The sequence below is a fragment of the Schaalia cardiffensis F0333 genome (assembly GCF_005886435.1).
Lineage (GTDB): Bacteria > Actinomycetota > Actinomycetes > Actinomycetales > Actinomycetaceae > Pauljensenia > Pauljensenia cardiffensis.
Genome location: NZ_CP040505.1, coordinates 2,042,426 through 2,056,264 on the forward strand (window position 1 = coordinate 2,042,426; position 13,839 = coordinate 2,056,264).

A 13,839-nucleotide genomic window follows, 5' to 3' on the forward strand; every position below is an offset into this window, starting at 1 on the left:
GCAGGTTACTCATGTGCGCTGAGCGAGAAACCTCTTTGCCTCGTCGAAAGTGACCGCTACCGTAAAAGGATGGTTGAAACGAGGATCCTCACTCCCCGCGGCGTGACACTTGCAGGAACTTTCGTATCGCCGGTCGATTCGGTGGACGCGGCGGTCCTCTTCTCCCACTCTTTCCTCGCTGATCGCCATTCCGCTGAGCATTTTGACCGTCTCGCACGCCAGTATCGCGCCGCCGGATACGCGACCCTTGAGTTCGACTACTCGGGGCATGGGCAGTCTGGTGACGAGATCATCACCCTTGACGCTGAGGTTGAGGACCTGCGCGCAGCTTCGGGATGGCTCGCCGATCAGGGGTACTCGCGTCAGATCGTGCACGCGCATTCTTTCGGGGCGAGCGTCGCATTGACTGCAAGGCCAAAAGCTGTTCTCACTTACATCCTTTCCTCGCCTCGGATCGGACCGATGTCGGTGGACTGGAGGCAGATCTTCTCTGAGGATCAGCTGGCCGATCTCGAACAGATCGGTGCGACCACGATCCCCGATGATTCCGCGTCCATGAGGCGACAGTTCACGATTTCGAAGCAGACTCTCGCTGACTTGTCGATGGGTGATGCCAATAAGCTTCTTGCCGGGCTCGATAAGCCGACGCTCATCATTCACGATGCGACGGATGCAGAATTTGGTCTTTTGGAGATGACGCAGGAGGCCTTCCCGCTCCTGCCCAATGGGTCTCGCGTGGAGGTCGCGCAAGACGCGTTCTTCGGGGAGAGCATCAACGTCGAGGCTTTGGACGCTCCCTCCCTCGAGTGGGTGAGACGCTGGGTGCCTGTCGTGCGCGGACGGTGATGCGGAGGTGCCCAGCCGTTCCATTCGACCAGTTGCGGCCCCTTCACACCCCGTTCAAGCACCGAACCCCGCCCCAGGTACGAGACCTCCGAGGAGGCCAGGGACTCCGGGGCTTGCGCACCACCCGGGAGCCCCTCAGAACCTCGGATATGAACTCTGTGGATTGACATAACTCAAATGAGTTAAACATAACTCGCCCTTAATATGAGATATCTTTGATAAGAATCTCATCAAACAGGCAATCGGGGGTGCTTCCATGGATTCCCTGGCAGGCCGCGCGCGATCAGCTCTCGCCCGCCTCAACCTCGAAGGAGGAGACCGCCTCGATGTCGAGGCGAAAACCTTCTCCGAGTACTCCTCCCAAGCCCTCGGCCCCAGCCTCTCGGCGCTCGCCAACCTGCCGGGCGGCGGCCTCGTCCTCCTCGGCGTCGATGAACGAAAAGAGGACTCCCTCGTCGGCCTGTCCCCCGAGGTCGCAGCCGATTACGCGCGACGCGCCTCAGATCAGGCTCGAAAAGGATTCACCCCGCCGGTTTCCGTTCGAGCCGAGTGCGTTGAAGTCTTGGGAAAGACCCTCGTCGCAATCGAGGTCGAAGAAGCTCCCCTGTCGAAGAAGCCCTGCGTCTGGAACAAGTCAGGCAAGGCCTACGTCCGCGTCTTCGACGGGGACGAAGCCATGTCCCGCGAGGACGAACAACAGTTCATTCGCCGAAGGGAGCGTCCGCGCGACGACATCGCACCCGTTCCCGGAACGACGATCCACGACCTCGACCCGGACGCTCTCGCCTCGTTCATCGCATCGGTGAGGGAAACGACACCGCGCTTGAGAAACACGAGCGATATCGACATCCTCCGCCTCCTGAACGTCCTTACTCGGGACGGCGAGACTACCGTCGCAGGCCTGTACGCACTCGGCTTATACCCTCAGCAATTCCTCTCCCATCTGTTCCTCAGCGCCGCAGTGACCGATCAGGGCCTCCTCACCGAAGGAGCACGGTCGCGCGATCGCCAGGACCTCACCGGGTCTATCCCTGACATACTCGACGAGGCTCTCGACTGGGTCGCCCGAGTCCTCGGGGCAACAGAAGTCGTGACGCACGACGGACGGGGGGTGAGGGAGTACCCGCTTCCGCTTGAGGCCGTTCGCGAGGTCGTTGCGAACGCACTCGTCCATCGTGATCTCTCACCCGCAACGGCCGGAGTTCCGGTCGATCTCCGATTCACGGAACGTGGGCTTGTCCTGACAAGTCCCGGCGGATTATGGGGCATTAGCCTCGATCGGCTCGGGCGCGGTCGTTCTGCTGTCAACGAATACCTGTACACGATCTGCAGGCACGTGAGCGGGCGGCATGGGCGCGTCATCGAAGCTCTCGGCACGGGAATCCGGGCGACCCGCGACGCGCTGGAGAGCGCCGGACTCACTCCGCCAGTGTTCATTGACGACGGCCTCCGTTTCACCGTGCTCTTCCCGAATCACGCGTTGCATTCGGACGACGATCTCGAATGGCTCGCATCAGTCTTTGCTCCACTCGAGCTTTCGCCTCGCCAGCGCGAAGCCCTCCTCCTCATGCGCAGAGGCGGTCCCATCGCCAATTCCGACTATCGACAACGCTTTGGGGTCGATTCGGCGACGGCGCGACGCGAGCTCATGGGGTTGGTCAATCACGGTCTCGCCGTTCGAAGTGGTACCAGGCGCGGAACCCGATACTCCCTGGTGGCACAGGACATGAATCCATCTTGATCCGTCCCCTTCACACCCCTCCAGGTGCCGAACCCCGGCTTCACACCTATTTAGGTGCCGAACCCCGCCTCAGGTCCTCGACCTCCGAGAAGCTCAGGAACTCTTCGACCGCCTCCACGACTCGCGGGTCATCGCGCCACGAACGAGTGCCGAACACGCTCGTCGAAACACTTGCGATCCGGGCGGCGAAGGCGATGAGTCTTGAGGGGTCTTCCAGGATTTCACGCCCTTCCTCGTGCAGGATGCCGAGCGCCCAGGCGAAAGCCCCGTGGAAGACGTCACCGGCGCCGAGGGTGGACAGCGCCTCGACCTCGTCGACGGCAGTCGTGCCCTGTCTCTCGTCCCAGACCCATTCAACGGGTTCGGGGCCGCGGGTGCGCACCACGCGCGTAATACCGAAGCCGCGCAAGAATCCTGCGACGCCGTGAATCTCCGGGCGTTCGAGCAGGGGCGGACAAAAGTCTGCTGACACCACAGCCACATCCACGAGAGGAAGGAGCGGCACAAACCATTCCTTCCAGGAACCTCCATCCAATATCCGCAGGTGAGAGGGCTTTTCTTCAAGACGCGCGAAGGGGTCTTCGCCCACCCCGCCCTCAGGGGCGACTCCGACGCCAAGAACGAGATTCGCGAGGGAAGGGTTGTGCCCATCAACGAGCACCACATCCGGACTGCCCACCTTGTCGAGGGCTTCGGCGAGGAGTGCCTCCCCTTTTTCAGCATCCACGCTGATCCGCGCGTTCGTTGAGGCGACCATGCGCCCTCCCGGATGTTCAATGATGGAGGAGATCGCCGGTGCGCTCACGGGCGAATCGGCTGCGCTCGCGTCGAGCACGCTCACCCCGGACCCTTCAAGGTCGGCGGCGAGGATGCCCGCGATCGTCCCCTCCCCCACTGCGCTGAGCAAAGTGATTGACGAGGCTGGGGCGCAGGAAGGCATGGGCCGGAGGGATTCGAGGGCCGCGATCGTCACGGCAGCGTTCGTGGCTGGCCCTCCTGCAGACATTGCGTGATTCGTTGAGGTGGTCTTCCTCGTCGTGTCCGGCTCGTGGTCGAGCGCATGAATGACGTCAAGGGTCGTCAGGCCTGCGAGAAGGGCATGCATGGGGACATTATCCGTGACAAGGACAGTATTCCCGAAGGATCTTCAGGCGCATTCGCGAGGAGACTCCTGAACAGCTGAGCTTTGCGAGGAGGACACCGACGATGGAGGGAGTACTTGCCCGGGTGCATGGCTCACTCTTTAAAAAACGGGATAAGCCGCCTGAATATTTCATACTACGCACGCAATATCGATGATTCGCTCAAATTCACGCAGTGTGGATACATATTGCCCCTCATGAGGAAAATAAGAGGAGGTTCTCATCTCATATCGAAGAGGATCTTAGTGGCGTAGCTGGGATTGAACGTGGTGACTGCTGGTTAAGGTCGAGAGGTCGCCCGATGATGTGAGTTCTTGGTACACCCTCGCGATCACCTCGGTCTGGCAGTGACTGGACAGCAGATCCACACCGCTTGGACAGTGCTGGCTGCATTTCTTAGGACCGATCCGCGGTGTTGTCATAGCGCCATTGAGCAACGAGGTTCGCAAACTTCGGAACTCCCACTCGTGTCAACTTGCCGCGCGTATCTCGCCAGGTGAACGAGCCCTCTTCACTCATCTCAGTGAGCGTTGTCAGCACGAGGATATTCGCGTCGAAGAGGGCACGGAAGGTCATCTTTAGGTATTTCCCTTCGCGTAGCTTTGAGGGCCTGAGCAACCTCGTCCGGATCGGGGACTACGGGGCTCTCCACCCCCGTACGTGTCAGTTCACGAATTGCCCGCCGTCGTTTCTCAGTCACCTGACACCGGTATGCCTCAAGATCTTCAAGCCTGACGTATCGATGCCGATTCGGCTTCTCATAGGGGATCTTCCCCTCTTCGAGGAGCTTAACGAGGGTCGGTCTCGACACACCGAGAATCTCAGCAGCTTCCCCAGTCGTCAGACGCATGGCAGTCGGAGTGGGACGATCGCCCTTCCACCTTGCATCGCTTCGACGACATCCCGCAGTACCGCATACACCTCATTCGGCAAAAGGATTGCATTCCCCTCAGCATCCACGAGCCTCGGATGTGCCGCCAGAAGCTGATCCATCTCATGAAGCTCCCGACGATTCTCTGGGGGCATGATGATACGCGAACCGCGGACAGTGCTGCCGGCGACCTTCAGATCATCTTTAAGCACGCTCGCCATGAAGCCACTCTATTTCCAAAACGAAAGAAAGGAAATCTCTCTGGGTGAGGCGAAAGAGTGAATGTGGGCTTCACGAATTTCCTGCTCCCGGAGTGGGAATTGCTCTGATACCGCGTTGGAGGAACGCTTTGCCGAACGCAAAGGCCTACACCCTTTTGTTTGCTCTTCACCACGGAAAGACCCGGGGTTCTCAACGAGGATCTCCCGTTTCTTTCCAGCCGCTCGCTTCACCAGCGCCCGGCCCTCGGATCACGATTCATCAACTAGCGAGGACGTGATAGTGGACGAAATGACTCTGAAGGTACGAGCCCGTGGAATGCTCCTCGGGCTCGCGTGCTGCGATGCCCTCGGAACGACGAACGAATTCCTGTCCCGGGAGGAGGCGCTGAGTCTGAACGGAATCATCGGCGGAGGCCCCTTCAATCTTGAGGCCGGGAATTGGACTGACGACACCTCGATGGCGCTGTGCCTCGCGGATGCGCTCCTCGCCGAGAAGCGATATGACTCCGAAGCTGTGATGAACGCCTACGCGGATTGATGTTTCAGAGGACGACGCTCCTCAACGGGCCGTTGCTTCGACATCGGCACCCAGGTCGCAGCCGCGATCGACGATTTCCTCAACTCACGAGGAACGCTCGTGCCCGTGGAACGAGAGCGAACCTCCTCGGCAGGCAACGGCTGCATCATGCGCCTCGCTCCCGTCGTCATCGCAGGCTTCACCTTCCGCAGGCTAAAGGACATCGTGAGCATGGCGAGGATCTCCGCGCGAGAGACCCACTATTCGATCGAGGCCGAGGCCGCGACCGAGGTCTTCGCCGCCCTCCTCGTCGGAGCAATGCGGGGGCTGAGGAAGGACCAGCTCCTTGATGTCTCTTGGGCGTCGACGGGGCCGGACTTCGACGAGGTCGTCCAGCGAACGATCCACTGGGACGCAGACACGCGAGCTCTCAGCGAACATGAGACCAACGGATACGTCATCCATGGCCTCGCTCTGGCCGTCCATGGGCTCATGGACTTCGATTCTTTCGAGGAAGGGGCGCTCATGATCGCGAGCCTCGGAGGCGACGCGGATACGAACGCCGCGATCTACGGTCAGCTTGCCGGCGCCTTCTACGGGGTCGAATCGATCCCTCGGGCTTGGAGGGAGATTCTTTTTGAGGGAGAGGAGATCTGTTCCCTCGCTGATGCGCTTCTAGGGTTGCCCATCTCCGAAAAGGCGAAGACCCGATTCGCCGAAGACCTCTGAACGAGAGAATCTCTACGCCCACACCCCCGAAGCGGCTGCGCCGAGCCTCCGTGGACTGTGCTCGGTAGACTTCCAGGGTGCGAAACGCCCCCGATTCCTCGAAAGCCCCCGGCCCTCGCGAGCCAGCGGGGCCGAAGGGGTCGCGCCCGCACATCACCGGAAGACCAACCCCAAGCCCAGGTCGGCACATCGACTCAAAGACACCCCGCGACTCCCATTCCAAAGCCACCAAAGAGGCATCCCAGGCCCCCACTAAGACACCCCAGGTCGGGGCAACACCCCAGGCCAGAACAACACAGCAGGACGGAACATTGCAGTCGGGCGAAGCATCGAAGCGGCGCGAACAGCACCCCGGGCGCAGGAATACCAAGAAGTCTGCGCATTTTGCGAAGCGCACGCAAGAGCGCCATGGGGCAGGACGCAAGGACAACGAGAGGGGCGACAAGCCGCGCACAACCCGTCGTACCCGACGCCCCCAGCCAGAGCGAGCCCGAGCCTTCCAGCCCTTCACCCCTGAACGCCTTGCCGAGCGTGCAGCCGCGATCCCCGTCATTGACTACCCGGATCTGCCCGTATCCGCCCGGCGCGATGAGATCGCCGCCACGATCCGCGACCACCAGGTCGTCATCGTGTCCGGCGAAACTGGCTCGGGCAAGACGACCCAGCTGCCGAAGATCTGCCTCCAACTCGGCAGGGGCGTCACCGGGATGATCGGACACACCCAGCCCCGCCGCCTCGCCGCCCGCTCGGTTGCGGATCGCATCGCCGCAGAGCTCGGGCAAAGAGTCTCCAAAGAGCCCGGCCAGGTCGTCGGCTATCAGGTACGTTTCACCGACGAGGTCGGCCCGACGACCCTCGTGAAACTCATGACGGACGGCATCCTCCTCGCGGAGATCCAATCCGACCCACTGCTACGCCGCTACGACACACTCATCATTGATGAAGCGCACGAACGCAGCCTCAACATCGACTTCATCCTCGGATATCTTGCACGCCTGCTGCCTGCCCGCCCGGACCTGAAAGTCATCATCACTTCAGCAACGATCGACTCTGCCCGTTTCGCCGAGCACTTCGGCCGCTGGGAAGGCACTCCAGGGCGGGGGCACCTCATTGAGCCCGCACCTGTCATTGAAGTGTCCGGCCGAACTTTCCCCGTCGAGATCCGATACCGACCCCTCGCCGCCGATGGCGTCTCCTCATACTCGACCTCAACGAATTCTCAGGAATCCTCCTCATCCGCTGAGGATTCCTCCTCACCCTCGGGGTTCGCTGCCCGCCCGCTCAGCTCTCCTCCTTCGGAGCAAGCCTTGAAGACCGAGCAGGCCCTAGCAAAAGCCACCGAGGAGGACACGGCCTGCACACATCATGCGGCCTCCACACATGATGCGGCCTTCGTTTTCACCCCCGAGCCAGACGCCGCCCCGCTCGTCCTCGAAGATCCCGATGATGATCTGCCTACCCTCGGATACGGCTTGGGCGAAGACATTGATGTTGAGAGCGCGATCTGCCATGCCGTTGACGAACTGTGCGCCGAGGGCGAAGGGGATATCCTCGTTTTCCTTCCGGGCGAACGCGATATTCGCGATACAGAGCAGGCCCTCCTCGATCACCTCGGAACGCGCGGTGTTCGCGCGGGAGACACCGCGAAAGCTCTGCCCGGCTCAATCGAGATCGTGCCCCTATTCGCTCGTCTGAGCGCCGCCGAGCAGCATCGCGTCTTCGAAGAGCACCGCCTGCGCCGCGTTGTTCTCGCGACGAATGTTGCCGAGACCTCCCTGACGGTGCCGGGGATCCGCTACGTCATCGACCCGGGGCTTGCGAGAGTGTCGCGCTATTCCAACCGGACGAAAGTGCAGCGCCTCCCCATCGAAGCCATCTCCCGGGCGAGCGCGAACCAGAGGGCCGGTCGATGCGGCCGCGTCGCGGACGGCATCGCAATCCGCTTGTACTCCCAAGGCGACTACGAGTCGCGCCCGCGATTTACTGAACCGGAGATCCTCCGTACCTCCCTCGCGTCCGTGATCTTGCAGATGGCGGCCCTCGGCCTCGGCTCCGTCGCCGACTTCCCCTTCCTTGATGCCCCCGAGCACCGGGCCGTGAGGGACGGGGTCGCCTCTCTTGTTGAAATCGGGGCGCTTCGCGAGGAGAAGGACGATTCTGGCCGCACCACGCATCGCCTCACCCCCATCGGCCGCGACCTCGCACGCCTGCCGATCGACCCGAGGCTTGGCCGTATCCTCCTTGAGGGCGATGCGAATGGTTGCGCCTCGGAGATCCTCGTGATTGTGGCAGCCCTATCGATCCAGGATGTCCGCGAGCGCCCTCTTGAACATCAGCAGGCTGCGGATGCGGCGCATGCGCGCTTCGCGAACCCGCATTCGGATTTCATCACCTACCTGAATCTGTGGCGCTACCTCAATGTTCAGCAGCGTGATCTGTCGGGCTCGCAGTTCCGGCGACTGTGCCGCGCGGAGTTCTTGCACTACCTGCGTTTCCGCGAGTGGAGGGATGTCGTCGTCCAGCTCCAGCAGATGGCGCGGCCTTTGGATCTCATCGTGCATCCCTTGGCTCTCCCTTCTCCGGCAGATGTCATTGAGGCCGCTCAGTACGGGGGAGCGCAAGATGCTGTGGCTCGCGCGGTCGTCGCTTTCACTCAGGGGTCGAGGACGGTCGACGCCGATGATGTGCACCGTTCCATGCTTGTCGGGTTTTTGTCGAATCTTGGTTCTTGGGATGAGGCGAAGCGCGACTACCAGGGGGCGCGAGGAGCACGCTTCACGATTTGGCCGGGTTCGGGGCTTGCCCGCTCGCATCCGGCGTGGGTGATGACGGCGGAGCTGGTGGAGACTTCTCGGCTTTTCGCCCGCACGGTTGCGCGCATCGACCCGGCGTGGGTTGAGCCCCTCGCGACTCATCTTTTGAAGCGCGTCTATTCCGAGCCCTACTGGTCGTCTTCCAAGGGCGCGGCGATGGCGAAGGAGAAGCTCTTGCTCTACGGCTTGACCTTGGTCGCGGAGCGCCCGGTGCTGCTCGGCCGCCTCGGGGACCGTGTGATCGACGAGGGCGGGGCGCGCAATTCTGGGGTGGTCACTGCGGGGACTCTTGCCGGTCTTGCGCAGGGCCTCGTGGGGGCCGGTGATGAGCGTCGATCGAGCCGGGAGTTGGGCTCTGTTGGCCGTGATTTCCTGGCGATGGCTCTGGCTTGCGCAGGGAAAGACGAGCCTGACGCTTCAAGTGCGCAAGACGAGGGCGCTGTCTCCGCCCCTGTTTCACTCTCCGGGACCGCAGCCCTCTCCGCTTCTGATGTCTCCGGGGTTTCAGCTGTTTCCGGGACTGCTTCCCCGGGCGTTTCCTCCTCTTCCGAGAGCGCCACAGACTCTGCGGTCATCGCAACACTCGGAGGCGCTGCAAACTCCGGGAGTGGGGTCGACGGAGCGAATGCGGATTTAGGGGCGCGAGGCTTTGGGAAGGACACAGTCGAAGATCCCTCTTGCCAAGCCCCACGAAAGCAGGGCGCACCGAACGAACCGCAACCGGAGGCACGGAGCAAGCCACCAGCGGGCACGCGGCGCGAGGAAGAAGCGGACACACGAGCTGAGGCGAAAGCACAGACCTCACCGAAGAATGAAGCCGAACTCGAGCCGACACCCACGCCCTCAGCGCCCGCACCCTCGGCCTCTACTCCACAAGCCCAGCCACATCTCACAGCGCACTCAGCTCTTACAGCCCGCGAGTTGGCGCGCGACATGTTTATCCGCCACGCCCTCGTGGCGGGGGAATGGCGTGAACGCCATCGATTCCAGGCCCACAATGACGAACTCGTCGAACAAGCCCGTGAAGTCGAGCGCCGCTCGCGCACCCACGGCCTCGTCGCCGATGAAGAGGCCCGCTTCGCCTTCTTCGACGAACTGATCCCAGAAGATATTGTCTCCGCCGCCCACTTCAACCGCTGGTGGAAGAACGAGCGGCGAAGCCATCCCGAACTGCTTGATTACACGGACTCCCTGCTGCTTCCGCGCGGAGTCGGTGAAGCGAGTGATGGTTTCCCGGACACCTGGGAAAGCGGGGGGCTTGAACTCGAATTGTCCTACGCCTTCACCCCCGGTTCCTCACGTGACGGCGTCACGCTGAGCATCCCGATTGAGATGCTCGAGCGGGTGAGCGATGAGGGCACTGATTGGCTCGTGCCCGGAATGCGCGAAGAGCTCATCACAGAGATGATCCGCGCTCTGCCCAAGGCGAAGCGCCGCCTCCTCGCGCCCGCGCCCGAGGTCGGAGCTCGAGCCGCTGCGTGGATTGAGAAGGCTCTTGCGGGCGCGCTCGACCCCCTCGAAGCTGGGTCGCAAGCGCCCAAGAAGGAGGATGCACAGGCCCCGGATCCGATGAGTCTTGGCGCCGCGATGGATCGTCTTGCCCGCTGGAGTCAGTCCACGGGACATGCGAGCCGTTCAGGACAGGGCAAATCCGCTGCTCACAAGAACCCTGGGCGAAATGGCGCAGCTGGGAGAGGAGCGGACTCAGCCCCCACGGTGCTGGACTCGGCCCCAACGAACCCAGCCTCCCACTCCGCCACGGACCAGCCGGGCTCCGCTGCAAGCTTGCCGGGCTCTGCTGCGGCACAGACAGACTCCGCTGCACCCCACACTCACTCCACTGCGGTGACGGCCTCGAATCCCACGAGCACCACCTCCACAATCGACTGGTCCCACAAGCGCCCACCTTTTGAGAAAGCCTTCGCGACTGCCATCCGAGTCCTGCGCGGAGTCGAACTGTCTGAATCGGATCTGTCGCATGCCCGCAGCAAGCTTCCCCCTCATCTGCTCATGACCTTCGTCGTCCTCGATTCCCACGGCGTCGAGATCGGCGCTGGCACTGATCTCGTCCATCTTCAGCGCGAATTGGCAAGCCGAGCCGAAGAGGCCATCCGTTCGGCGGTGAGAGGAGCGGTCGCCGAAGCAATGCTCGAAGCTTCTCGTGATCATTCCGGGCGTCGAGGCCGAGGTCGCGCTCGCTCCACTGCCTCCTCGGCGCTGGGCGCTCCCGGCCCCAGCGGCCACGCCGTTTCAAACCGGAAGGGCTTTTCAGGCCAGAATGGCACTCCCGGCCTCAAAGACCACAGCGCCGCTTCCTTAGAGGACACCGCTTCTCAACACAGCTCTTCAGGCCAAGAGACTTTCGCAGACCCTGACTCCACCAGGGTGCACAAGCTTCAAGGCCCACAGGCCACAGGCCCCTCTTCACACGACTCTTCACACCATGCGTCGGCTCCACGCACGCCTGGCGGCAAAGCCCCGCACGCCGAATCTCGTAGCGTCTCAGCTCCTCACGGCCACATGTCCGCAGGCCTTCACCTCGAAGCCCTCACCGCTTTCCCCGAAACACCCCTTCCCCGTTCGATTGAATCCCCCGGCTCCTCGGCGACCCTTAGGGCCTTCCCTGCGCTCGTCGCCGAGGGCGATGCTGCGAATCCGCTTGCGGGAGTGCGCGTCATGGCGAACCCTCACGAAGCGGAGCGCAAACACCGAGAAGGCCTTGCTCGACTGCTCCTTTTCAGGCTTCGCCTCCAGCGGACCCGCGTCACGACCCGCTGGACGGGACGCCAAGCCCTCATGCTCGCGGCCTCGCCCTACAAGGACACGGCCGCCCTCGTCGATGATGCGCAATTGGCCTCGGCTCTCTCCCTCGTCGATGAGTTGAGCGGGGAGGCGGGGCCAGGAGTGATCCGCGACGCCGGAGCCTTTGAGGAGCTAGTCGCGCGCTGCCGGAACATCCACGAGGACCGGGTCTACGAGATTCTTGGACATGTGGTCCGCGCAATGGAAGCCCAGTCCGAAGTCGATTCTCAGATCCGCGGCCACAGTGAAGCCTCCATGCGTCCGATCGTCGCCGAAGTCGAAGAGCACACGCATGCCCTCATCCACCCGGGCTTCCTCGTAGAAACGCCCATGTCCGCACTGCCCCACCTGGCCCGCTACCTGCGCGCCGGGGCCGTGCGTATTGAGAGGGCCTGCACGTCACCGGGCGCTCTTCACCGAGATCTGGAGGACATGGATCGCCTGCACGCCCTTGAAGCGAGCCTTGCCGAGGCCGAAGCCCTGGCCGCTCGCCGCCCCTACGATTCCAGATCGGCGAGGACGATCTCTTCTGCCCGATGGCTCCTCGAAGAACTGCGAGTGTCCGTGTTCGCCCAGAAGCTGGGGACTCCGAACAAAGTGTCCTTCAAGAGGGTCGCCGCCCTCATTGAGTCGGTGTGATCGTGGACCGTGAGATCGCCCGGCGTGAAGCACTCCTGCTCATGAAAGCCTCCGAACTTAACGGTTGGGTTTTCCGTTTTGACTTTGCCCGCAGGAGGGCCGGATCGTGCACGCACCGGACGAAGACAATCACCTTATCCGCTCCGCTGACGGATCTGTACGACCCTGACACGGTGAGGGGTGTCATCTTGCATGAGATCGCGCATGCACTGGTCGGACCGCAGCACCATCATGATGAGGAGTGGAAGAGGACCGCGAGGATGCTCGGCGCCCCCGACACTGCCCGCCTGCCTTCCTCCCTGCCCACTCCCCCTGAGCCCTGGGTCGGCACCTGCCCGCACTGCGGTGCGCAACGCCGATTGTTCCGAGCCCCCAGGAGGGTGAGCGCCTGCGGTTCTTGCTCCCCCAACTTCGATCCCGCCAGAATCCTCACCTGGGAGTACGAAGGCGTGGCCGCCGTGCCCGGTGGGGCCTATACACGAGAGCTGCGTCAGATCCGCAAGAGCCTCAGATTCTGACTCGGCTCGACGCTGAGGAGGAACGCGCAGATCACAGTCCGTACATGTCGGCGATGCTTGCAAGAACCTCCTCTGCACTGATGCGAATGCCGAGCAGAGCCTTGATGTTGATGTCTTCGTCCCGCATGGCCTCGAGGAATGCAGCGAGGTCACTACATTGCTCTTTGTGTGAACAGCCTCACAAGTGGGTCTTGTGAACGTATAGTGATTTCATGGATTCCGCCGCCTTTTCCAGCCTTGCAGCTTCCCGTCACTCGGTCCGGGACTTCCTTCCAGACCCCATTGCCTCCGATGTGCTCGACTCGATCCTCGAGGACGTGAGCAATGCGCCGAGCTGGTCGAACACCCGCCCCTACATGCTCGCCCTAGCCAGCGGCGAACAGGCGGATCGTCTGCGCAGCGCCTACGTCGAGGCCTGGAAGAAGTGGCTTGCGCAGATGGCGAAGGACAAGAACGCCAACGCGAACGGCCCCGCCGAGGGACTGCCCGATGGGGACTACGAGGGATGGCGCCCCTACCCCGATGAGTTGCGCGCTCGCAGCGTCGACCTCGGTAAGAAACTCTACGGGCATCTCGACATTGGACGCGAAGACCGCGAGCGCCGTAACGCACTCAGTCGCCGCAACTACGAGGCTTTCGGCGCGCCCGTCATCGGTTTCGTCTTCGTGCGAGGGGACTTCATGCCCTGGGCGGCAATGGATGCTGGTCTCATGCTCCAGACCCTGTTCCTCTCGGCGAAGGTCCGCGGCGTCGACTAATGCCCGCTGGGTCTCCTGTCGTTCTGGCGCAGCCCCGTGGATGCCGAATTCGACGTTCCCGAGGACTACAAGTTGTTGACGGGCTTCGCCCTCGGCTATGCCTCGGACGCACACATCAACTCTTTCGCCGCGCCGAGACCGAAGATCGGGCTCATCGCCTCGAAGAAGTAGTGCTTCGTCCTCCTCGCCTTCAGCGCATGACCCGCCTGTGGGAGGGGAGCTCGAATAAGATCCGCCGCCGG

General features: G+C 62.5%; 8 protein-coding genes and 2 pseudogenes. 6 read left to right on the forward strand and 4 right to left on the reverse strand.

Annotation, left to right across the window (positions count from 1 at the left end; translation table 11 throughout):
• Nucleotides 1-69: 69 nt before the first annotated feature.
• Both FFA61_RS08410 and FFA61_RS08415 read left to right on the forward strand, forming a co-directional pair.
• Nucleotides 70-846 (forward strand): alpha/beta hydrolase, encoded by a 777-nt coding sequence (locus tag FFA61_RS08410; RefSeq protein WP_005963024.1) that lies wholly within the window; start codon nucleotides 70-72, stop codon nucleotides 844-846.
• A 256-nt stretch (nucleotides 847-1,102) separates the two neighbouring features.
• Nucleotides 1,103-2,587 (forward strand): RNA/DNA-binding domain-containing protein, encoded by a 1,485-nt coding sequence (locus FFA61_RS08415; RefSeq protein WP_005963021.1) that lies wholly within the window; start codon nucleotides 1,103-1,105, stop codon nucleotides 2,585-2,587.
• A 46-nt stretch (nucleotides 2,588-2,633) separates the two neighbouring features.
• On the opposite strand, the gene FFA61_RS08420 is transcribed toward FFA61_RS08415, so the two are convergent.
• The 4 genes from FFA61_RS08420 to FFA61_RS09325 form a co-directional block, all read right to left on the reverse strand.
• Nucleotides 2,634-3,692, reverse strand: a complete 1,059-nt coding sequence (locus tag FFA61_RS08420; RefSeq protein ID WP_005963018.1) for a PfkB family carbohydrate kinase — start codon at nucleotides 3,690-3,692, stop codon at nucleotides 2,634-2,636.
• Between the two features lie 433 nt (nucleotides 3,693-4,125).
• Entirely contained in the window at nucleotides 4,126-4,305 is a 180-nt protein-coding gene (locus FFA61_RS09220; RefSeq protein WP_005963016.1) for a hypothetical protein, read from the reverse strand.
• The gene (locus FFA61_RS09635; RefSeq protein WP_207382561.1) at nucleotides 4,250-4,579 is read right to left on the reverse strand and encodes a helix-turn-helix domain-containing protein; all 330 of its coding nucleotides are present in this window, start codon (nucleotides 4,577-4,579) and stop codon (nucleotides 4,250-4,252) included. The genes FFA61_RS09220 and FFA61_RS09635 overlap by 56 nt, the downstream gene beginning before the upstream one ends.
• A complete protein-coding gene (locus FFA61_RS09325) occupies nucleotides 4,570-4,821 on the reverse strand; it encodes a hypothetical protein (RefSeq protein WP_005963013.1) in 252 nt (83 codons plus the stop codon). The genes FFA61_RS09635 and FFA61_RS09325 overlap by 10 nt, the downstream gene beginning before the upstream one ends.
• 316 nt (nucleotides 4,822-5,137) lie before the next feature.
• On the opposite strand from FFA61_RS09325, the pseudogene FFA61_RS08430 reads away from it, so the two are divergent.
• From FFA61_RS08430 to FFA61_RS08450, 4 genes and pseudogenes are all read left to right on the forward strand, one after another.
• A pseudogene (locus tag FFA61_RS08430) lies at nucleotides 5,138-6,067 on the forward strand (ADP-ribosylglycohydrolase family protein).
• A 311-nt stretch (nucleotides 6,068-6,378) separates the two neighbouring features.
• The gene (locus FFA61_RS09330; RefSeq protein WP_005963001.1) at nucleotides 6,379-12,321 is read left to right on the forward strand and encodes a DUF3418 domain-containing protein; all 5,943 of its coding nucleotides are present in this window, start codon (nucleotides 6,379-6,381) and stop codon (nucleotides 12,319-12,321) included.
• 2 nt (nucleotides 12,322-12,323) lie between these two features.
• Nucleotides 12,324-12,839, forward strand: a complete 516-nt coding sequence (locus FFA61_RS08445; protein WP_040313931.1) for a SprT-like domain-containing protein — start codon at nucleotides 12,324-12,326, stop codon at nucleotides 12,837-12,839.
• A gap of 212 nt (nucleotides 12,840-13,051) precedes the next feature.
• Nucleotides 13,052-13,768: pseudogene (locus FFA61_RS08450) on the forward strand (nitroreductase family protein).
• Nucleotides 13,769-13,839: the final 71 nt, after the last annotated feature.